Source organism: Bacillus sp. FSL R5-0447 (genome assembly GCF_038606125.1).
Classification (GTDB): domain Bacteria; phylum Bacillota; class Bacilli; order Bacillales; family Bacillaceae; genus Bacillus; species Bacillus velezensis.
On the sequence record NZ_CP152012.1, the window covers coordinates 2,667,299 to 2,688,676 of the forward strand.

A 21,378-nucleotide genomic window follows, 5' to 3' on the forward strand; every position below is an offset into this window, starting at 1 on the left:
TTCTTTTTGCCGTTTTGTTTAATCTTATTCCATATCACAGCGTACATATAGTTAGTAGACTGTGAGAGAAAGGAGAAAAAATAGAATGAGCGGTTGCCCGATTACGATAAACAACGTATCAGGAAACGGAGTTGTCAATGTTGGCGGCGCCATATCCATCAGTCCGCTGACTGCATCAAAAACCGTTTTCGGTGCCGGAGGGGGAAATATCGGCATTGTCATTCAAAACAATGCTGTAAGCCAGTCCAAAATGTTTGAACATCAATTTTCAGATCAGAATATTGTAAAGTCAATTTAAGGGCTGCCAAGCAGCCCTTTCAGCATAAATAAAGCAGGCACACTGATTTCCCGAAAACTTGATTTTAAACATCAGCGATCACCTTTCCATGTTTTGAATGATTTCAGTTAAAGATGAATAGAATGCAGATTGAAAGCATGAGTACTGAATCTCATTAAGGAAAGAAGGAATCGTGATGAAAAAACTTTGCCGGGAAGTTTGGATTGAAGTTGACCTTGATGCGATAAAAAAGAACGTACGGGCGATCCGCCGCCATATTCCGAATACGTCTAAAATTATGGCCGTCGTAAAAGCGAACGCTTATGGCCACGGCTCTGTTGAAGTAGCGCGGCAGGCACTGGAAAGCGGAGCGAGCGAGCTCGCTGTCGCCAGCGTCGAAGAGGGAATTGTGTTACGGAGAGCGGGAATTACGGCACCTATTCTTGTGCTCGGCTTCACAGCTCTCAGCTGTGTGAAAAAATCTGCCGTTTGGAACATAACATTATCAGCGTTTCAAGTCAGCTGGATCAAAAAAGCGAATCGGATATTGGAAAAAGAAGCAGATTCGAAACGGCTGTCCATTCATATCAATGTGGATACGGGAATGGGCCGGCTGGGTGTGCGTACGGAAGAAGATCTTTTAGCAGTGGTGAAAGCGCTCAAGTCGAGTACATATCTGTCATGGGATGGCATCTTTACACATTTTTCAACAGCGGATGAACCGGACACTGAGCTGACGATGCTGCAGCACGAAAAGTTTATCAGCTTTCTCCGCTTTTTAAAAAATCAAGACATTACGCTGCCTACCGTGCATATGTGCAATACAGCCGCCGCTATCGCATTCCCGGAATTCAGCGCCGACATGATCCGTTTAGGCATTGGGTTATATGGTTTATATCCGTCCGCCTCGATAAAGGAACTGAACCTCGTGGATCTCACACCCGCACTAAGTTTAAAGGCGCGTATCGCTTATGTGAAAGCCATGGTGACAGATCCCCGGACCGTCAGTTATGGCGCCACATATATCGCCGAACCGGGTGAAATCATCGCGACGATTCCGATCGGCTATGGTGACGGTTACTCCCGCGCCCTGTCCAACCGCGGGTTTATTCTTCACCGCGGTAGACGGGTGCCGGTGGCGGGGAGAGTGACAATGGATATGATCATGGTCAGTTTAGGTGAGAATGAGGGCAAACAAGGAGAAGAAGTCGTCATCTACGGTAAACAACAAGGGGCCGAGATTTCCGTTGATGAAATTGCCGAAATGCTCGGTACGATCAGCTACGAAGTCTTATCTGTGTTAAGCCGCCGTGTCCCCCGCTTTTATTTCAGAGACGGCAAAATCATTAAAATATCAGCTCCGGTATTATACGTGTAGACGGCATAGATCCCGCATTTATGTATAGAACAAGTACCGGCATGAATGATTTCCATTGTTTTCGTCAGCAAAATTTCAAAACGCCTTCTCTTCCGCGTTCATGCACGGAATAGAAGGCGCGAAAAAGACATCTAGCCAAAAGCTTGCGTTACGAAGCTTTATGCTCCAATCTCAGCTTGTCAGCAACCATCGCGATGAATTCCGAGTTGGTTGGCTTTGCTTTTGTCATGCTTACCGTATATCCGAACAGTGAAGAAATGGAATCAATATTTCCCCTGCTCCATGCGACTTCAATGGCGTGGCGGATGGCCCGTTCTACACGGCTTGCAGTCGTGTTGAATTTTTTGGCGATGTCGGGATAAAGGACTTTTGTGATGCTGCCGAGGAGTTCAATATCGTTATACACCATGGAAATGGCTTCACGCAAATAAAGATAGCCTTTGATATGGGCAGGCACACCGATCTCATGGATAATGCTTGTAATGCTGGCATCGAGATTTTTCCGCTTCGGCTCAGGCTGGCTGCGGATAATGCTGCTTTGCGCAGACGGCGCACGGTGTGTGACACTGCTGATATTTCCGCTTACCTGGCGAATATGGCCGACAAGGTTTTCCATATCAAACGGCTTCAGGATGAAATAGGACGCGCCTAAATCGACGGCTTTTTTCGTAACGTCTTCCTGACCGAATGCCGTCAGCATGATGACGTTCGGCTGCTTCTCGAGCTCTGATTCCCGCAGACGCTCCAAAACCGCAAGTCCGTCCAGATGCGGCATGATAATGTCTAAAACGAGCACATCTGGATTCTTATCTTTAAACAAAGAAAGACATTCCTGTCCGTTATAAGCAACGCCGATCACTTCCATATCATCCTGTCCCTCTATATATTCACTCAACAGGCTTACAAGCTCTCGATTATCATCAGCAACACAAACTTTAATTTTCTCCACGTTTCTTCCTCCCCCAATGTATTAACAGGACGCAACCCATTTGACTGCTACATGTTACATTCGACAAAACCACTACTTCCCCTTTTAAAAAATCCATATTTACCAATAATAGTGGTATATCTTTGTTTTTCTAGCATTTTCTAGGTTTTTCGACTAAAAATTAAGTTTGACAAATCAGGAAACGTGAATTTGTCGAAAAATCTTCATGTCTTATTTTACATGAATCCAGGAAAGAAGTGAAGAACGCATCACATAAAAAAACTGCCGGATCATCCGGCAGTCAGCTTGCTTTGTCTTTCCCGTAAACATCAACACCCGCTTCAGACAGCATCCATTCGATATGAACGCCGTAGCCGCTTGTCGGATCATTGACAAATACGTGGGTTACGGCTCCGACGACCTTTCCGTTCTGGATGATCGGGCTTCCGCTCATCCCCTGAACGATTCCGCCGGTTCTTTTCAGCAGTTTCGGATCTGTCACTTTCAACACCATTCCCTTTGTCGCCGGGAATTTTTGCGGCGTGGTGCTGACGATTTCAATATCAAATTTCTCTACTTTATCGTTTTCGATAACCGTCAGCATTTGCGCAGGTCCTTTTTTTACTTCATTTGACAAAGCAATCGGAAGCGCTTTGTCGGAAATGTTGTTTTTAATCGGCTGATGCAGTGTCCCGAAGATGCCGAACGGGCTGTTGCGGTTAATATCGCCGATCGTTTTCCGTTCTGACGAAAACCTTGCCAGTTTTTCGCCGGGATTGCCGCCTTTTCCTTTTTCAATTGATGTTACAGTTGAACGGACGATTTCTCCGTCTTCTACGACAATCGGTTTTTTTGTATCCATATCAGAGATGACGTGGCCCAATGCGCCGTATTTTTTTGTTTTCGGTTCAAAAAATGTCATGGTGCCGATGCCGGCTGCCGAATCGCGGATATAAAGGCCGATTCGATATTTCCCCTCGGCTTCGTCCTTTGTCGGAATCAGCTTTGTTTTGATTTTTTGCTTATCGCGTTTCACCAATAAATCCAAAGATTCACCGGTTTTGCCCGCTTTTTGAATAAACGGGGCGATGTCGCTCATTTTTTCAATTTTATGTCCGTTCATTTTAATAATGATGTCGCCAGATTCAATTCCCGCTTGTTCTCCCGGAGACTTTTTCCCATCCTTTGTCATCACTTGGTGAAAACCGACCACCAAAACACCGACTGAATGCAGTTTTACACCGATGGACTGTCCGCCCGGAATGACCTTCAATTCTGGAAGGACACGCACTTTTGTTTTTTTAATGGGAAATCCGGCAAGATCATATACTACTTCTGACCGGCCTTGTGTTTGCCCTGTTATGTTTGCATGGCCGTGCTCTTCTTTCAGCGTAAAGGCTTCTGATAATTCGCCCTTTTCAGCGCTTATTGATGCATTAACCGGAACGGCCTGTGTCTGGTTTTCAAAGACGCTCATTTCTGATGGTATCAGTAAATATTCTTTAAATGGCTTAAAAAAGCCTACACTTAGTAAAGAAACAAGGAGAATTACACCTATTGCTTTCCTCATGTTATCGTGCATTCATTCCTTCACTCTCCTCGCTCCTATCCCACACCACTTTCTTTTTCTGCTACATCTATACTTTTGCCTTCCTGCGCTTGATTTATAACCGGCATACGAAGAAAAACATTGGATACACTGTTAGAGAAATGGAACAAAAAAATAAGCTGCCTGTATCAGCAGCTTATCCTGTCGTTTTTACCTGTCCGGCCTGTTTTAAAAGCTCTTGTGCATGCCGTTTTGTCAGATCGGTCACTTCGACGCCCGCAATCATGCGGCCGATTTCCGCTACCTTGTCCTGTTTAGAAAGCGGCGTGACATGCGTTGTCGTCCGGCCGTCTTTGAATTCTTTTGCGATCAGAAGGTGCGTATCCGCCATAGCGGCAACCTGCGGCAGGTGTGTAATGCAGAGCACCTGTGAACCGGTCGATACTTTATGGATTTTTTCCGCGATGGCTTGGGCAACCCGCCCGCTTACACCGGTGTCCACTTCGTCAAAGATGATGGAGGTGACATCCTGCTGGGAAGAAAAAATACTTTTCATCGCCAGCATCACCCTTGAAAGCTCGCCTCCGGAAGCGACCTTTGACAGCGGTTTTAAAGGCTCACCGGTGTTTGTTGAAATTAAAAACTTCACAAGGTCAATCCCCTTTTGGGTAAGCTGCACGGGCTGCCCGTCAACAACCGGTGCTTCACTGGCTGACGGATCGGTTTTCACGAGAAATTCCGTATCAAACGTTGATTTGCCCATATACAGACTTTTTAATTCCTGATGAATCGCTTCCGCCAGTTTCTTAGCCCATGCTTTTCTGATTTTTGATAAATTCGCGGCTTCTACGGCCACATCTTTGCCGACCGACTCCAGTTCCTTCTTCAGCGCTTCAAGGTGGCTGTCGCGGTTCTCGATTTGATCGATTTCCTCTTCTATTTTGGAGCCGTATTCCAAAATGTCTTCTACCGTCGCTCCGTATTTGCGCTTCAGCTGTTTGATCTCATTTAAACGGGTTTCAATAAAATTCAGCCGTTCCGGGTCATATTCCAGATCATCTAACAGATTGCGCATCTGAAAGGTTGCATCCTCCAACAGATAATAGGAACTTGACACACTTTCTGACAGTTTTTGCAGCGGTTCATTGATATCCGAAATATCTTCAAGCTGGGCAGAGGCCATTCCGACCCAGTCAAGCCCCCCCTGTTCGCTGCGGAGCGCATTATAGGCGTTTTGCAATGATTCATAAATTTTTTCAAAGTTGGATATCTGCTTCCGCTCTTCCTGAAGAAGCTCGTCTTCATTCAATTCAAGCTTCGCCGACTCGATTTCTTCAAGCTGAAATTGAATCAGGTCTAGCCGATGCGCCATTTCCTGCTCGCTTTCTGACAGCTTCTTCACTTTTTTGAGCAGCTTCATATAACGCTCATAGCCTTCATGGTAAGCCTGAAGCGCGGATTCGGCCTCAGCGCCCGCAAACCTGTCCAACAGCTCTAAGTGTTTATCGTCCTCCATTAACAGCTGGTTATCATGCTGTCCGTGAATATCTAATAAAAGTCTGCCGATTTCCCTCAAAGCCGCAATCGTCACTAATTTTCCGTTGACACGGCAGACGCTTTTTCCTCCGGCATTAATGTCCCTTCTCATGACAATCATGTCGTCAGATGCGTCTATTCCCTGCTCACGGCATACTTCAAAAACGGGATGACCGCTGTCCAATAGAAACAGTCCTTCAAGCTCGGCCTTTGTTTCACCGTAACGGACAAATTCAGACGAGCCGCGGCCGCCGACTAATAGGGAAACGGCGTCTATAATAATTGACTTGCCGGCCCCTGTTTCTCCCGTCAGGACGGTGAGCCCCCGCTCAAACGAAATCGTCAGTTCCTCTATAATGGCAAAGTTTTTTATTGATAGTTCAGCTAACAAACAGCATTCCACCTTTTATCTGATAATTACGCTACAGCAGCTCCAAAAGACGGCTTTGAACGCCCTCCGTATCTTCAGGCGTCCTGCAGATGATTAAGATCGTGTCATCTCCGCAAATCGTGCCCATGATTTCTTCCCATTCGAGATTATCCATCAGAGCGCCGATTGCCTGAGCATTCCCCGGCATCGTTTTTAATACGATCATATGGCTTGCTGAGTCAATTTTTACGAACGCATCCATTAATGAACGCTTCAGTTTTGACAGCGGATTGAACCGCTGATCCGCCGGCAGGCTGTATTTGTAGGAGCCGTTGTTTGTCGGCACCTTTACGAGATGCAGCTCTTTAATGTCTCTGGAGACAGTCGCCTGAGTTACCTTATATCCTTCTTCTCTCAGCATGTCAACTAAGTCATCCTGCGTTTCAATCTCATGGCTTGTAATAAGCTCTCTGATTTTTATATGCCTTTGGCCTTTTGTCATGTAAGCACCTCTGTTTTCAAGCTGTTCTTGTCATTATGTTAACCGCTTCTTGATAAAAAGTACATGATGGCAGAAAAAAGGAATAATAGCCCCCTATTATTCCGGTACATCTGTCTTTTTGGCTTTTAATGTCTCATGTGCTTCGCGGACGGTACGGAGAATGTCTTCTTCCGGCAGTTCAGCGCCGTTTCCGTCTTCTCCGCCCCATTCCAAATGAAGCAGAAACTCAATATTGCCGTCTCCCCCTGTAATCGGTGAGAAGGACAGTCCTTTCACTGTATATCCTTCAGAAGCGGCAAATTGATTCATGCGGCGGAGAACGTCAGTATGAACGCCGGGATCTCTGACAATGCCTTTTTTTCCGACGGATTCCCGTCCGGCTTCAAATTGCGGCTTTACCAGTGCGATACAATCGCTCCCCGGTACAAGCAGCGTTTTTAAAACCGGGAGAATGAGGCGGAGTGAGATGAAAGAAACATCGATTGTCGCAAATTCCGGCAAACCCTCTGTGAAATCGGAAGGCTCGGAATAGCGGAAATTCGTCCGTTCCATGACGACGACCCTCTCGTCCTGTCTGAGCTTCCAGGCAAGCTGATTATAGCCGACATCCACTGCGTAGGACCGCTCGGCTCCGTTTTGGAGGGCGCAATCCGTGAATCCCCCTGTAGACGAGCCGATGTCAATCATCGTTTTGCCTTTTACCGAGACGGGAAACACTTCCAGGGCTTTTTCAAGCTTTAATCCGCCTCTGCTGACGTATTTAAGAGGGTTTCCTTTTACCGTTAACGGAAGATCCCGGGCGATTTTTTCACCCGGTTTGTCCAATCGGTTTTCATTTGAGTATACGATGCCCGCCATAATGGCGCGTTTCGCTTTTTCCCGCGTTTCCGCAAGGCCTTTTTCTACGAGAAGTACATCTAATCGTTCTTTTTTTGCTGTCATGATCCAATTCCTTTATGTGTCTTCGGCGGCATCAGCAGTTTGATCCGGTTCATAACCTCAGCCTTCGTGAGACCGATTTCTTCAAGCAGGGCGGTTACGCTGCCGTGTTCAATAAACCGGTCTGGGATGCCCATTCTGTCAATCGGTGTATGATACATGCCGAGGTCATGAGCGTATTCAAGAATCGTGCTGCCGAATCCGCCTTCAAGCACGGCTTCTTCTATCGTTAAAATCGGCAGACCTTCATTAAGAATGGCCTTCATCATTTGTTTATCAATCGGTTTTATAAACCGCGCATTCACGACACGCACGGACAGGCCTTCTTTTTGCAGTTCTTCAGCCGCTTCCAGCGCCATTTCAATGGTCGTACCGAATGTTAAAATGACCGCGTCTTTTCCGGGACGGAGCACTTCCCATGTTCCGATCGGAATGGTTTTCAGCTCTTTATCCATCTTTACGCCGAGCCCGTTTCCGCGCGGGAAGCGCATCGCGATCGGACCCTCCTCATAATTAAGGGCTGTATTGACCATATGGCGGCCTTCATTTTCATCCTTCGGCATCATTAAAACGAGGTTTGGTATATGCCGCAAAAAGGCGATGTCAAAGACGCCTTGATGCGTCTCCCCGTCGGCGCCGACCAAACCGGCGCGGTCAATGCCGATAAATACATTCGCGTTTTGGCGGCAGATGTCATGGACGACCTGATCGTACGCCCGCTGCAAAAAGGTCGAATAAATCGCAAGAAACGGCTTCATGCCTTGGAGCGCCATTCCAGCCGCCATCGTCGCCGCATGCTGTTCTGCGATTCCGACATCAAACATGCGTTCAGGGAATTCTTTCGCAAACCCTTCCAGTTTGGAGCCGACCGGCATGGCCGGTGTAATGGCGACAATTCTGTCATCCTCGCGCGCCAGCTCCTGCACGGTGCCGCTGACAAGTCCGCTCCATGAAGGCGCCGCGGCTTTCGGCTTGACGAAATCACCCGTATTGATTTTATAAGGACCCGTTCCGTGCCATGTGCCGATTGTGTCGGTCTCAGCCGGTTTATAGCCTTTGCCCTTTTTCGTAATGACATGTAAAAGGACAGGGCCTTTCGTTTTTTTGGCGTATTGCAGGTTTTCAAACAGTTCGTGGTAGGAATGACCGTCAACCGGGCCTAAATACGTAAAGCCCAGCTCTTCAAAAAACATGCCTGACACAAGCATATATTTCAAACTGTCTTTTATCCGTTCAGCTGTGGCGGCCAATTTTCCGCCGACGGCCGGGATGCGCTTAAATAAATATTCAAGCTCGTCTTTTACCCATTGATATTTGCCGGCCGTGCGAAGCCGTCCCAGCATAGAATGAATCGCCCCGACATTCGGCGCAATGCTCATCTCATTATCATTCAGGATGACGATCATGTCTTTCTTCTCATCACCGATATGGTTCAGCGCTTCAAGCGCCATTCCTCCGGTTAAAGCGCCGTCTCCGATAATCGGGATGATATATTCTTTCGATCCTTTAATATCACGGGCGGCAGCCATTCCCATCGCGCCTGAGAGCGAGGTTGAGCTGTGGCCTGTTTCCCATACGTCATGTTCGCTTTCGCTGCGTTTCGGGAAACCGCAAAGCCCTTTATATTGGCGCAAGGTTTCAAACTCCTTGCCGCGCCCGGTTAACAGTTTATGAACATAGGACTGATGTCCGACATCCCATAAAAATTTATCTTTCGGACTGTCAAATTCTTTGTGAAGCGCAATTGTCAGCTCGACAACCCCGAGGTTCGGTCCGATATGGCCGCCAGAGGCAGACAGCGATGTGATGAGGAAATTGCGGATCTCCTCACTCAGCTCTTCCAGCTGTTCAATTGACATCTTTTTAAGAAATGACGGGTCCTGTATTGATAAAAGATCCAAAGCGGATCAACTCACTTTCAGCATGAATTTCTGCAAATTAAACAGTGTCTTTTTGAAAAAAGAAAAAGACTCCCTTTGTATTTTCATCGAAACTGCTTACATTTTACCATAGGAGCGGCAGCCCCTTCAAATCAGGACCGTTTTTAATGATCTCTCGCCGCGATTAAATCACAGAGGTCATGCAGCAATTCTTTCTGAAGAGAAAGGCCGCTGATGATCTGTTTCGCCTCGCTGATATGATACGCAAGCTTTTCTTTCGCGCCTTCAAGCGTTAAAAGCGACGGATACGTTGATTTTTCATTCGACGTATCTGAGCCGACCGGTTTGCCGATCCTCTCCTCATGCCCTTCAATATCAAGGATGTCGTCTCTGATTTGAAATCCGATGCCGATATGGCTGCTGAACAAACGGAGCTTTTCGACTTCATCCTCCGGCGCATCTGCCAAAATGGCGCCCGCCGTCACGGAAAAACCGAGGAGCTTGGCCGTTTTCCGCTCGTGGATGGATTCCAGCTCCTCAAGCGTTATCCGCTTTTGCTCCGCTTCCATGTCGGCAGCCTGTCCGCCGACCATCCCTTCCGTTCCCGCCGCGCTGATCAGCTCATCGACGAGACGGAGCCGTTTTTCTGCTGAAACCGCCTCAGACACATGAGATGTGATCAATTTAAAGCTTTCTGTCAGAAGCCCGTCTCCGGCCAATACGGCTGCCGCTTCTCCGAAGACTTTATGGTTTGTGGGCTTTCCCCGGCGCAGATCATCATCGTCCATGCAAGGCAGATCATCATGGATTAAAGAATACGTATGAATCATTTCGACAGCGCATCCGACCGGAATCCCGTCTTTTTCATCTTTTCCGTAAGCATTCAGAACGGCTAAGACGACGAGAGGGCGCAGCCTCTTTCCGCCCGCTTCCAAAGAATACAGCATAGATTTTTTGAGGGTTTCCGGCATCGCAAGCCGTTCTGTATACAAAGAAAGCTGCTGTTCAATCAGTTGTTTGCGCGATGCTAAAAATGCGTCCAGTTTATTTGTCACCTTCGTCTTCCTCCTGAACGCTGAAAGGTGCAAGTTCGCCGTTATCTTTTAAAATAAAGTCCATTTGCTTTTCGACATGCTGCAGCTTTTCATGGCACATTTTTGAAAGGGCCATCCCTTCCTGAAAATAATTAATCGCCTGCTCCAGCGGCACATCTCCTTCTTCAAGCTTTGCCACAATGCCTTCAAGGCCTTTCATCGCCTCTTCAAATGTCAGCTCTTCACTTTTTTTGGTTTCTGTCATTATCGTTCGCCTCTCTTTTGCAATACTTCACACGTCAGAACGCCGTCTGTCATCTTTACTTCAAGCGTATCATTTTGTTCCACTTGATCAACGCTTTTGATCAGCTCTTTGTCTTTATAGGCCAGGCTGTATCCTCTCTCCATCACCTGAAGGGGACTTAATGCATTCAGTTTACCAAGAACCGTCTGAAACTGCGAATGAAGCTGCTTCAGCTGGACATTCATGCTTCGGGCGAGCTGATTTGAGCGCTCCTCGTACCGTTTTTTCGCCTGTTTCAGCTGGGTTTCAGGGTGGAGCGCCGTTAATCTGTACGTATTCCGCTCCAGCTGCCTTTGTTTCCTGTCCGTAAGCCCTGTGAGCTGTGATTGGAACTGCTGATACAAAAGGTCAAACTGCTGTTCTTTTTGGGTATACAATCGTTTCGGAAAACGGAACGCGTAGGATGACTGGAGCGATTGAACCCGTTCTTTTTTCTTGCTGATATGCTGCTGCATCGCTCTTGTCAGGCGGACTTCCGCCGTTTTTGTCCGTTCCATTAAGTCCGTCGTGTGGGGAACGGCAATTTCTGCCGCTCCTGTCGGGGTTGCCGCCCGGATATCCGCGACGAAATCACTGATTGTAAAATCTGTTTCATGTCCGACCGCTGATATAATCGGAATGGCGGAAGCAAAAATCGCCCGGGCCACGATTTCTTCGTTAAATGCCCACAATTCTTCGATCGAGCCCCCTCCCCTTCCGACGATCAGGACGTCACACATTTTTTGTGCATTGGCTTCTTCAATGCGCTTCACAATCGATCTGCTGGCATTTTCACCTTGAACGAGCGCGGGAAGCACAATGACTTTCACAAGGGGGTATCTTCTTTTGAGTGTGGTAATGACGTCTCTGACGGCTGCTCCCGTCGGTGACGTGACGACCCCGATCGTGGCCGGAAAAGCGGGGATGGCCTGCTTATGCCGGTCATCAAACAACCCTTCGCCGGCAAGTTTTTTCTTTAATTCTTCATAGGCTAAGTAGAGCGCCCCCACACCGTCCGGCTGCATTTCTTTCGCGTACAGCTGATAGCTTCCGCTCGGTTCATAGACGGAGATGCCGCCTCTTACGATGACCTTCATTCCGTCTTCTGGCTTAAACGCAAGCCTCGAACTTTGCCTCTGAAACATGACGGCCTGCATGCGGGCATACTCATCTTTTAATGTAAAATAGATGTGGCCTCTCGTATGAATTTTAACATTGGAGAGCTCACCCTTAATCCAAATGTCTTCAAGATGAGGGTCCACATCGAATTTTCTTTTAATGTATTTGGTCAGCGCGGAAACCGTGACATATGCCGCTTCACTCACATCCTGCACTCCTTTCATAAAGGCTTTTTGCCCTAAACTAAGAAAACCCGCTCTGGCTGAAAGGAGCCTTAAGAAGCGGGTATCGTGCTCATTGTCACACTTTTTGTGACTGTCTCCGGTTATCTATGATAACGTACGTCTGGCAGATTTAACAGTATTATGCGCAAGCATTGTGATGGTCATCGGACCTACTCCGCCCGGCACCGGCGTAATGAAAGATGCTTTTTCTTTCGCTTCATCAAACTGAACGTCTCCGCAGAGTTTTCCGCTTTCGAGACGGTTGACGCCGACATCAATGACAATGGCGCCCTCTTTGATTTGATCAGCTTTGATGAAGTTCGCTTTACCGACCGCTACCACAAGAATATCTGCTTTTTTCGTATGCTCAGACATATTTTTCGTGCGGGAATGGCAATATGTGACGGTCGCGTTTTCGTTCAGCAGCAGCTGGCCGACCGGTTTACCGACAATATTGCTTCGTCCGACTACAACAACTTCTTTGCCGGAAAGATCTACGTTCGTCTTTTTCAATAACTCGACAATTCCGTGCGGCGTGCATGGAAGAAATGTATCTTCGCCAAGCAGCATTTTCCCGACGTTGAGAGGGTGGAAACCGTCAACATCCTTATCAGGGGAGATCCGCTCGATTACGGCTTTTTCAGAAATATGATCCGGGAGCGGCAGCTGGACGAGAATGCCGTGGAATTCCGGATTTTGATTATACTGATCAATCACTGTTAAAAGCTCCGCCTCGGTTAAGCTTGAGTCAAAGCGGTCAAGCTTAAATTTCATTCCCATTGTTTCAGCGGCTTTTTTCTTGCCTGTCACATATGAAACAGAAGCGGGATCGTCTCCGATTAAAATGACCGCCAATCCAGGCACTACGCCTTGTGCTTTCAGCTCTTCTACTTCTTTTGCCAATTGTTCGCGTTTTTCTTTAGCCGTTTCTTTTCCGTCGATGATTGTTGCAGTCATTTTCTTTCCTCCTATGATTCGATATCAGTTTTAATGTTAGAAAGAACCCCGTTTACGAATTTTGCAGCTTTATCGTCGCCGAACCGTTTTGCCAGCTCGATTGCTTCGTTTAATGACACGTTAGCAGGAATGTCGTCAGAATAAACCATTTCATACACCGCCAGACGCAGGATCGCGCGGTCTACGTTTGCAATCCGGTCAAGCTTCCAATTGACGAGATGGCCGGAAATCATTTCATCAAGCTGAACCTGATGTTCGATCACTCCGTACACCAGCTGTTCAAAGAAGGCATCTGTTTTTTCACCATCAAGCGCGTGCTCAATGGCATCGTTCGGTGCAATATCGCTGACATCAATCTGAAAAAGTGCCTGCAAAGCTTTTTCTCTAGCTGTTCTTCTTTTCATTTTCTTTCTCCTTCAGATCCGCTTTATCCGCTTGTCGTTAAGCTTAAAGAGATCATAACATATTTTTTTCTCAATCGCATGTCGAAATTTAGGTTTTTTCACCCTAATGCCGAATATTTTCACAAACCGTATTAATTTCATTCGGATTTCACAGCATGAAGAAACTCGGCTGCCGTTTGTAAGCCGGCTTTCTTCATGCCTGAAATGACGGGAAACGTATAAAAAACCAAAGGGCTGCCCATCCCCTTGGTTTTTATACGCTCATTACATTTCTTCGTCGATTTCGACTTCTTGGGCTTTCGTGTCAAATTGAATGCCGACGATATGAATATTGATTTCATTAATGGTCAGAGACGTCATGTTTAATAAGGTTTGGCGGATATTCTCCTGAACGCTTGCCGCCACTTTCGGGATCGAGATCCCGAATTGAACGACGCAATAGACGTCGATGGTAATCCCGTCATCGGCTAAATCGACCTTTACGCCTTTGCCGTGATTGATTTTGCCGAAGCGTTCTACGACGCCCGTGGCGAAATTGCCGCGCATTTCAGCAACTCCTTCAACTTCGGAAGCGGCGATGCCGGCAATGACTTCAATGACCTCAGGAGCAATTTCAACCTTGCCTAAATGAGCCTCATCATGATCCATTTTAAGCACACTGTTGTCTTCCATTCAATTCACCTCCCGCAAAAATTATGAGCCCATTACATCATATGTTTCTAAAAACTTTGTATTAAACTCTCCGCTGACAAATGTTTCGTGTTCAAGCAGTTTCAAATGGAACGGAATCGTCGTTTCAATACCTTCAATCACGAATTCGCTCAGCGCGCGTTTCATCCGTGCGACTGCCTCATCACGCGTTGTTCCGTATGTGATGACTTTAGCAATCATACTGTCATAGTACGGCGGGATCGAATAGCCGGGATATGCGGCTGAATCCACGCGTACGCCAAGTCCGCCCGGCGGCAGGTACATGTTAATTTTACCGGGTGAAGGCATGAAGTTTTTCGCAGGGTTTTCAGCGTTGATGCGGCATTCAATCGCCCAGCCGTTAAATTCAACATCTTCCTGTCTGAGCGAAAGCTCCTGTCCGGATGCCACTTTGATCTGTTCTTTGATCAGATCCGTTCCCGTCACCATTTCTGTGACAGGGTGCTCTACTTGAATACGCGTGTTCATCTCCATGAAGTAGTAGCGCTGTTCTCTGTAGTCATAGATGAATTCTACTGTGCCGGCTCCCGTGTAACCGACGGCCTTCGCTGCTTTTACCGCTGCTTCACCCATCTGCTCCCTGATTTCAGAATCAAGCGCAGGTGACGGTGACTCTTCAAGAAGTTTTTGCAGACGTCTTTGGATAGAACAGTCACGCTCTCCGAGATGGATCGTGTTTCCGTAATTATCCGCAAGCACCTGAATTTCAACATGGCGGAAATCTTCTATGTACTTCTCGATGTACACACCCGGATTTCCGAATGCCGTAGCGGCTTCCTGCTGGGTAATTTCAATGCCTTTGATCAGTTCTTCTTCTGTGCGTGCGACCCGGATGCCTTTTCCGCCTCCGCCCGCAGTGGCTTTTATAATGACAGGATACCCAATTTCACCTGCAAGCGAAACCGCTTCTTCCGTATTTTTTATGATTCCTTTTGAACCGGGCACAATCGGCACGCCCGCCAGCTGCATCGTGTCGCGCGCGATATCTTTTGTTCCCATTTTTGAAATGGCGTCAGCCGTAGGGCCGACAAACGTTACGTTTAATTCTTCGCACAGCTCGGCAAAATCGGCGTTTTCAGCTAAAAACCCGTATCCCGGATGAATCGCATCCGTGCCGGTCAGCTTTGCGACGCTGACGATGTTCGTTACATTTAAATAGCTTTCTTTTGATGTTTTCGGCCCGATACAAAAAGCCTCATCGGCCATTTGGACATGCAGGGCGTCTTTATCTGCCTCAGAATAAACGGCTACAGTTTCAATGCCCAGCTCTTTGCAGGCCCGGATGATTCTGACGGCGATTTCTCCTCGGTTGGCGATCAATAGCTTTTTAATCATAATAGCAGGTCTCCTTACTCAGCTTTTACAAGAAATAGAGGTTGTCCGTATTCGACCAGCTGGCCGTTTTCAACTAACACTTCAACGATTTCTCCTTTTACTTCGGCTTCAATCTCGTTAAAGAGTTTCATTGCTTCTACGATACAAACAACTGTATTTTCGCTCACTTTTGAACCTTGGTTTACGTAAGGGCCGGCTTCCGGCGATGAAGAAGCATAAAACGTTCCGACCATCGGAGACGTAATTTTGTGCAGGTTTTCGTCTTGTTTCGGCGCTTCCTGAGCAGGAGCGGCTTCACGCGCTTCCGGTTTTGCAGCCTGCGGAGCAGGTGCGTAAGCGGCGGGAACGGCTTGGGCTTGTCCCGTTACATTCACTGCCGGCGCTTCATTTTTTTTCAGTTTGAGGCTTACGCCTTCAATTTCGTAAACAAATTCGTCGATGGAAGATTCATCGATTCTTTTTATCAGTTCATGAATTTCGTTGATTTTTAACATCAGTTTCCACTCCTATGTATAAAAAATAGAAATTTATGGGTTGCTACTAAAAGTACATACTATGTTTATCTTACAGGAGCGCTTGTGTAAATTCAACACTGATCTAAAATGACATCAGAAAAGCCCGCAGCGGGTGCGGGCGGTTCAGGTCTCTTACTTTGTCGGTTCAAACGTGACGGCGACGTCTTTCATCGTCTTGATATCTTTTTCCACCAGGTCAATGATAGCGGAAGCTTTTGCGTTTGAATGTTTGTCAGACATGACGGTAATGTTGATTTTGTCTCCTTCAGCATCCACGAGCGCATCTTTGTAGCCTTGTGTTTTAATCAGCGTTTCCAGCTGTTTTTCCGTCCCTTCAGCATTGCTCAGCGCCGTCATTTTATCGTAGGCTTCGCTTTTTTCCTTTGCGGTCGCATCATCGCTTGAAACAATGCTGTTTAACTGTTCCCTTTCTTTGCTTCTCGCGTCTTCAAGTTCCATGCGGTATGCGGTAAATAAGTTTTCATCAGCTGTTTCTGTGGCGACCGATCCGTCTTTGTCCGATGCTTCGGCTGATGTTTCTTTATCCTCTTTTGTGCCTTTAGAATCTTTCGTTCCTTTTGTGCCGTCTTCTTTTTCCGTGCCGCTTCCGCTCTTATCTTTCGTTTCAGGAGCCGGCGTTTTTTCAGTGGCGACTTCTCCGCTGCTTTTTTCGCTTTTCATCTGCACGGCATTTTTGCTTTCCGGCGACATAATATAATAAACACTTAATACCACGACGAGACTGAGCATTGTTAAAAGCCAAACCGTTTGTTTTTTCAGCATGATTTATGAATCCTCCTTGATTTTTTTAGGGGCAACCGCTACACGATAGCTCGGAACATCGAGCACCCTTGTGACGGCATCAATGATGGTTTTTTTTATTTGAACGTTGTCCACTCCCTGAGCGACAACGAGTACACCGCGGATATCGGGCTTTTTCGTCTGGACGACGACCGGGGTTTCCTGGTCCCCGTTTCGAATCATGACAATTTGTTCTTCAGAGGTTTGATCGGTTACGCTTCTTTTGCCGCCTTCTTTATCGGTTTCTTCAGTGGTGGTGTCTTTTTTCGTTTTATTTTTCTCAAACACTTTCAGAGATGTTGCGTCTACGTTTACGACAATTGAGACATCCTCCACGCCGATAATCGTTTCAAGGATTTCTTTCAGCTGGTTTTCATAGTCTCTTTCGTAATCATCGATTGTGGTTTTTGCGCTGCCGTCTTTCGATGCCTTAAAAACGGGTGCGCTTTTTTGCCCGCTTTTGTCTTCCGTTCGGCCGGACATGACGGTCTGCGCCGTTTGGTCCTTCCCGGTTTTCTCCGGTGAAGAGAACAGCTGGCTGACCAGCATAAAAGATACCCCGAGCACAAACACGAACAGAAAGTAATGATATTTTGTCAGTTTTGGTTTTTCTCCGTCTTTCGCCTGTCCGATCATCAGCTGTTTTTTGAGTATGGTCCATAGTCCGTTTTTATTCATGGCCGTTTTTCTCCCCGCCTTCCATATAAACCGTAATTTTCTCACTGCCGATTTCCCATATATCCGCAAGTTTTTCTTTGATGTCTGCGGCCTCTTTTTTGTCGGCTGCGCCTTCCGGTTCGTATTTGCGGTCTGTGCGGATGTCGATCGGTGCGACGGTTTGCACGGTTTTTTCAGAAGATGGGGCCATATACACGCTGATCATTTTTACATCTTCTTCTGAACGAACCTGTTCTTCCGCTGTAAGGCGGATGTCGTCTATTTTGTATTCGTCATGACTGAACATCTCCTCCGCTTTCTTTTTTAGTTGGACAGCCATTTCTTCTAAAACATATGCGCGGTTTGATGCTTGTATTTCTTTTTTTTCTGATTTAATTTGATTTTTTATATCAGCGGATTGAGATTGCTCTTGTTTTGTCAAATAATCGAAGATGATTTCCGGGTCTGTTTTGAAAAGTTTGAATATCGGGTTGAGCATGACAATGATTAACAGCAGGCTGACAACCATCTTGGCGTATTTTTGCATACTGGAGCTGGGCAGCAGCATGTCGATGACGATGGCGAATAAGATAAATAAAATAATGCTTGTCAGCCATTCTGTTAAAAAGCTCATATCCAATGGGCCTCCTTTATTTCATCATCATGGTGAGGTTGCCTGCTGTAATAATGACTGTGATGCTGAGGAAAAACATGAGAGAGACGATGGCGAGCGCCGCGAAAATATACAGTACGCTTCTGCTGATGACGCCGAGGCACGTAATGACGGGCCCGCCTCCGAGCGGCTGCAGAATAGCGGCCGCGAGCTTATAAATAAAAGCGAGCGAGAGCACTTTGATCGCCGGAAACGCGGAGATGCAGATCAAAATTCCGACTCCGAGGATTCCCACGGTGTTTTTTAATAGGAGCGAAGCGCTGATGACCGTATCCGTCGCATCCGTAAACATCCGGCCGAGCACGGGAATAAAATTGCCTGTTATAAATTTTGCAGTCCTGAGCGTAATCCCGTCCGTCACGGCGGCCGAAGCCCCCTGTACGGAGATGACGCCGAGAAACACGGTGAGAAATACGGCAAGCGCGCCGATCGCGATATTTCTGAGCAGATTGGCAAGCTGCGTGACTTTATATTGATCCGTCATCGTGCTGACGATGCTTAAAATCGCTGACAGGAAGATAAGCGGCATGACGATGTTTTGAATGAGAAGGCCGCTCGTATTCATCAGAAATAAAATAACGGGGTGAAAAAAAGCTGCGGAGACGGCTCCCCCGGAAGACGCCAAAAGCGCGAGTAAAAGCGGGATGAGCGCGAGAATGAAGCTTGTCATCGTCTGGATCGCTTCACTGGCATAATTGACGGCAACATGAAAGCTGTTTAAAGCGAGAATAATCAGCACCATGTAGACGATTGCATAAGCCACTTTGCTGACGGTGCTCTGCTGGAACGCATTTTGCAGGAGCTGCAGAATGACACAAAAAATGGTGAGAAGAATCAAAGTTCCCAGAAGCTTTCCGTTTGCGAGCACTTCATGAAACAAGTATGAAAATAAAGCCTTCAGCCATGCCTCCGGCGAGAACGTTTTTTCTCCGTTAATAAAGTCGATGATGCTTCCCTTTTGGCTTTCAGGCAGAAGACCGCCGTATTCTGTCATGATGTCGTCCCAAAACTTTCCGATGCCTTCTGTTTTCAGCGCTTCGGCCTGCTTTTTCGCCACTTCATCAGCGGATTCTTGGTGAACTGCGGTTTCCTGCGACGCACCGTCTGTTCCGGCAGCTTGTACACATTCAGTCTGAAAAAATAAGAGGATGAACAAAAAAGCTCCCGCCCACCGAAAGCGCTTCATTTTTTGTGCCCCCCTTTCCATTTTATTTATGATCAAGAAGGAATAAGTCCGAGAATCGTTTCAATAATGACGGTGAGTATCGGCACGGCCATTACCAGTATCAAAATTTTTCCGGCCAGCTCTATTTTCGAAGCAATCGCTCCCTGGCCCGCATCCTTTGTAAGCTGCGCTCCGAATTCAGCAATGTAGGCGATGCCGATAATTTTTAAAATGGTTTCCACATAGACCATATTGACATTTGCATTGACGGCTATTTTTTCTATCATTCTGATAATGTCGTAAATCTGGTCGATGAGATAAAGAAAGATCACGCAGCCGCTGAAGACGACAATCATAAACGCGAAAGTCGGTTTCTGTTCTTTTACGATCAGGGAGAGAAATGTGGCGATCAGGCCTAAACCTACAATTTGAACAATCTCAATCTGTAAGCCCCCCTATCCTTGGAATAGAAACACAGCTTTGATCTTTTTGAACAGGTCATCGACAATCGTCGCCACCATAAATAAAATATAGATAAAGCCAAGCAGCGTCACCCACTGGGCGTATTCTTTTTTTCCCATTTGGTCAAGTATGGTGTGCAGAAACGCAACCACGATACCGACTCCGGCGATTTGAAAAATGACATTTACGTCGACTCCCATTTTATGTTTGCTCCCCTCATGTTTACATCAATAGAAGAATGAGTAACAGTCCGGCTAAAAATCCTAAGCTTTTCACCATTTTTTCATTTTTCGCCTGCGCCCGTCCGGCATCCGCTTCCGCCGCTTCCAAATGTGTAAGCGCAAGCTTGATATGTTTCTGCTGAGAAACACGGTCATGGAGCCCGAGCGTCTCTCCGAATTGCTTCAGCACATCATATTCGCTTTTTTTCATCGCCATGGAAGACCAATTATGTTTCAAGCTCTGTTCCCAAGCCGTTTTGGCGGAATCGCTTCCCTGCTCAAGCCTTGTGCTGAAAGCTTGAAACAATAATGATACAGGTTTGGAAAGCTGTGCGGCAATTTGTCCCGAGGCGGTATGCAGCGGTGTATGCCCGAACATGATTTCCGCTTCTAGCGATTGGAGCGCCGCACGCAGCTGGCGGATCTGCCTCGGCCTTTCAATATACATTTTGGCGATCTCAAATCCGGTCCAAGTCGTCGCTGTCAGAATAAACACGGCACCCAAAAGCTTCAGCATGTCATCACGCTTTCAGCATGCGGAACAGGTTCCCCGTCCTTTCCGTACATCCTGCTGATCGTTCCCGGACCGCGGCGCCTTGACAGTTCAACATACCGGTCAAACACGTTTTCCTCCCAAAGCATTTTCAGCGACGGCCTCTTGACCAAGTCTTTCATATTCCACCCGTGCGCAGATACGATAACGGATACGCCCGCATGGAGCGCCTCCAGCAGCGCTTGTGAGTCTTCCATTCTCCCGATTTCATCCACAATTATGACATCAGGACTCATCGAGCGAATCATCATCATCAGCCCTTCCGCCTTCGGACAGGCATCAAGGACATCGATTCTGCGGCCGAAACTGTGCTGGGGAATGCCCCGCAGGCAGCCGGCAATTTCCGAACGTTCATCTACGATACCTGTTTTTTTTGCAGGAATGCGTTTTGATCCGGTGCTGGAAAGCCGGGCCAAATCACGAAGCAAGGTCGTTTTCCCCGTTTGCGGAGGACCGATGATCAGCGTGTTCAGCCAGTTTTCTTTCCATAAGAAAGGAATGAGCGGTTCTGCGATCCCCAGCTTCTCCCGGGCGATTCGGATATTAAAAGAAGTAATATCCCGGAGTCCTTTGACGGCTCCGTTTTCGACGATGACTCTTCCGGCCAGCCCCACACGGTGGCCTCCTCTGATTGTGATGTATCCTTTTTTCAGCTCTTCTTCCAGCGTGTACATACTGTAATTGCTGAGCCGGCTGAGGATCAGCTGTGCGTCGCCGGCCGTACAGACATATGACAAATACAAAGGTTGTCCTTTTTGGATCAGTTCAACCGGCCTGTCGACGCGGATTCTGATTTCTTCTGTATCCCGCCTCGCTTCTTCGGGCACGGCGGAGATGGCATCTCTCAATAATGCAGGGAGAACCTCTGTAATCTCATTCAATAGAGTCTCCTCCTTTTTTACCGA

General features: G+C 47.2%; 24 protein-coding genes. 2 read left to right on the plus strand and 22 right to left on the minus strand.

Annotation, left to right across the window (positions count from 1 at the left end):
* Window positions 1-85: 85 nt before the first annotated feature.
* A complete protein-coding gene (locus NYE68_RS13185) occupies window positions 86-298 on the plus strand; it encodes a spore germination protein (protein WP_003153181.1) in 213 nt (70 codons plus the stop codon).
* Window positions 299-473: 175 nt separating this feature from the next.
* Window positions 474-1,655: an alanine racemase gene (gene alr, locus NYE68_RS13190; RefSeq protein ID WP_012117960.1), complete on the plus strand. Its 1,182-nt coding sequence runs from the start codon at window positions 474-476 to the stop codon at window positions 1,653-1,655.
* A 148-nt stretch (window positions 1,656-1,803) separates the two neighbouring features.
* On the opposite strand, the gene spo0A is transcribed toward alr, so the two are convergent.
* The 22 genes from spo0A to spoIIIAA all read right to left on the minus strand — a co-directional run bounded on the left by spo0A (window position 1,804) and on the right by spoIIIAA (window position 21,354).
* Window positions 1,804-2,604 carry a sporulation transcription factor Spo0A gene (spo0A, locus tag NYE68_RS13195; RefSeq protein WP_324636725.1) on the minus strand — a complete coding sequence of 267 codons (801 nt, stop codon included), beginning with the start codon at window positions 2,602-2,604 and terminating at the stop codon, window positions 1,804-1,806.
* 280 nt (window positions 2,605-2,884) lie between these two features.
* Window positions 2,885-4,165 (minus strand): SpoIVB peptidase, encoded by a 1,281-nt coding sequence (gene spoIVB, locus NYE68_RS13200; RefSeq protein ID WP_007408360.1) that lies wholly within the window; start codon window positions 4,163-4,165, stop codon window positions 2,885-2,887.
* A 163-nt stretch (window positions 4,166-4,328) separates the two neighbouring features.
* Entirely contained in the window at window positions 4,329-6,059 is a 1,731-nt protein-coding gene (gene recN / locus NYE68_RS13205) for a DNA repair protein RecN (protein WP_015417799.1), read from the minus strand.
* 31 nt (window positions 6,060-6,090) lie between these two features.
* The gene (gene argR, locus NYE68_RS13210) at window positions 6,091-6,540 is read right to left on the minus strand and encodes a transcriptional regulator ArgR (protein ID WP_003153173.1); all 450 of its coding nucleotides are present in this window, start codon (window positions 6,538-6,540) and stop codon (window positions 6,091-6,093) included.
* 96 nt (window positions 6,541-6,636) lie between these two features.
* Complete coding sequence (locus NYE68_RS13215; protein ID WP_007612503.1) at window positions 6,637-7,482, minus strand: TlyA family RNA methyltransferase; 846 nt, start codon at window positions 7,480-7,482, stop codon at window positions 6,637-6,639.
* Window positions 7,479-9,380: a 1-deoxy-D-xylulose-5-phosphate synthase gene (gene dxs / locus NYE68_RS13220; RefSeq protein ID WP_012117963.1), complete on the minus strand. Its 1,902-nt coding sequence runs from the start codon at window positions 9,378-9,380 to the stop codon at window positions 7,479-7,481. The genes NYE68_RS13215 and dxs overlap by 4 nt, the downstream gene beginning before the upstream one ends.
* A gap of 143 nt (window positions 9,381-9,523) precedes the next feature.
* Complete coding sequence (locus NYE68_RS13225) at window positions 9,524-10,414, minus strand: polyprenyl synthetase family protein (RefSeq protein ID WP_007408353.1); 891 nt, start codon at window positions 10,412-10,414, stop codon at window positions 9,524-9,526.
* Entirely contained in the window at window positions 10,404-10,658 is a 255-nt protein-coding gene (locus NYE68_RS13230; RefSeq protein WP_007408352.1) for an exodeoxyribonuclease VII small subunit, read from the minus strand. The genes NYE68_RS13225 and NYE68_RS13230 overlap by 11 nt, the downstream gene beginning before the upstream one ends.
* Window positions 10,658-12,001, minus strand: a complete 1,344-nt coding sequence (gene xseA, locus NYE68_RS13235) for an exodeoxyribonuclease VII large subunit (protein WP_324636723.1) — start codon at window positions 11,999-12,001, stop codon at window positions 10,658-10,660. Before xseA ends, NYE68_RS13230 begins: the two co-directional genes overlap by 1 nt.
* A gap of 123 nt (window positions 12,002-12,124) precedes the next feature.
* On the minus strand, window positions 12,125-12,976 hold the full coding sequence (gene folD / locus NYE68_RS13240; RefSeq protein WP_007408350.1) for a bifunctional methylenetetrahydrofolate dehydrogenase/methenyltetrahydrofolate cyclohydrolase FolD: 852 nt from the start codon (window positions 12,974-12,976) through the stop codon (window positions 12,125-12,127).
* Window positions 12,977-12,987: 11 nt separating this feature from the next.
* Window positions 12,988-13,380 (minus strand): transcription antitermination factor NusB, encoded by a 393-nt coding sequence (gene nusB, locus NYE68_RS13245; protein ID WP_007408349.1) that lies wholly within the window; start codon window positions 13,378-13,380, stop codon window positions 12,988-12,990.
* Between the two features lie 264 nt (window positions 13,381-13,644).
* On the minus strand, window positions 13,645-14,052 hold the full coding sequence (locus NYE68_RS13250) for an Asp23/Gls24 family envelope stress response protein (RefSeq protein WP_003153156.1): 408 nt from the start codon (window positions 14,050-14,052) through the stop codon (window positions 13,645-13,647).
* Between the two features lie 21 nt (window positions 14,053-14,073).
* Window positions 14,074-15,426, minus strand: a complete 1,353-nt coding sequence (gene accC, locus NYE68_RS13255) for an acetyl-CoA carboxylase biotin carboxylase subunit (protein ID WP_007408348.1) — start codon at window positions 15,424-15,426, stop codon at window positions 14,074-14,076.
* 14 nt (window positions 15,427-15,440) lie between these two features.
* Complete coding sequence (gene accB / locus NYE68_RS13260; protein ID WP_007612510.1) at window positions 15,441-15,920, minus strand: acetyl-CoA carboxylase biotin carboxyl carrier protein; 480 nt, start codon at window positions 15,918-15,920, stop codon at window positions 15,441-15,443.
* 153 nt (window positions 15,921-16,073) lie between these two features.
* Window positions 16,074-16,724, minus strand: a complete 651-nt coding sequence (locus NYE68_RS13265) for a SpoIIIAH-like family protein (protein ID WP_342493920.1) — start codon at window positions 16,722-16,724, stop codon at window positions 16,074-16,076.
* A gap of 3 nt (window positions 16,725-16,727) precedes the next feature.
* Window positions 16,728-17,420 (minus strand): stage III sporulation protein AG, encoded by a 693-nt coding sequence (gene spoIIIAG / locus NYE68_RS13270; protein ID WP_014418358.1) that lies wholly within the window; start codon window positions 17,418-17,420, stop codon window positions 16,728-16,730.
* A complete protein-coding gene (spoIIIAF, locus tag NYE68_RS13275) occupies window positions 17,413-18,033 on the minus strand; it encodes a stage III sporulation protein AF (protein ID WP_324636722.1) in 621 nt (206 codons plus the stop codon). Before spoIIIAF ends, spoIIIAG begins: the two co-directional genes overlap by 8 nt.
* Window positions 18,034-18,049: 16 nt before the next feature.
* Entirely contained in the window at window positions 18,050-19,258 is a 1,209-nt protein-coding gene (spoIIIAE, locus tag NYE68_RS13280; protein WP_003153145.1) for a stage III sporulation protein AE, read from the minus strand.
* 32 nt (window positions 19,259-19,290) lie between these two features.
* Window positions 19,291-19,680, minus strand: a complete 390-nt coding sequence (gene spoIIIAD, locus NYE68_RS13285) for a stage III sporulation protein AD (protein ID WP_071392571.1) — start codon at window positions 19,678-19,680, stop codon at window positions 19,291-19,293.
* A gap of 12 nt (window positions 19,681-19,692) precedes the next feature.
* Window positions 19,693-19,899, minus strand: coding sequence for a stage III sporulation protein AC (gene spoIIIAC / locus NYE68_RS13290; protein ID WP_003153142.1), 207 nt, complete (start codon window positions 19,897-19,899; stop codon window positions 19,693-19,695).
* A 22-nt stretch (window positions 19,900-19,921) separates the two neighbouring features.
* Window positions 19,922-20,437 carry a stage III sporulation protein SpoIIIAB gene (spoIIIAB, locus tag NYE68_RS13295; protein ID WP_015417803.1) on the minus strand — a complete coding sequence of 172 codons (516 nt, stop codon included), beginning with the start codon at window positions 20,435-20,437 and terminating at the stop codon, window positions 19,922-19,924.
* A complete protein-coding gene (gene spoIIIAA, locus NYE68_RS13300; RefSeq protein WP_324636721.1) occupies window positions 20,431-21,354 on the minus strand; it encodes a stage III sporulation protein AA in 924 nt (307 codons plus the stop codon). Before spoIIIAA ends, spoIIIAB begins: the two co-directional genes overlap by 7 nt.
* Between the last annotated feature and the right edge of the window lie 24 nt (window positions 21,355-21,378).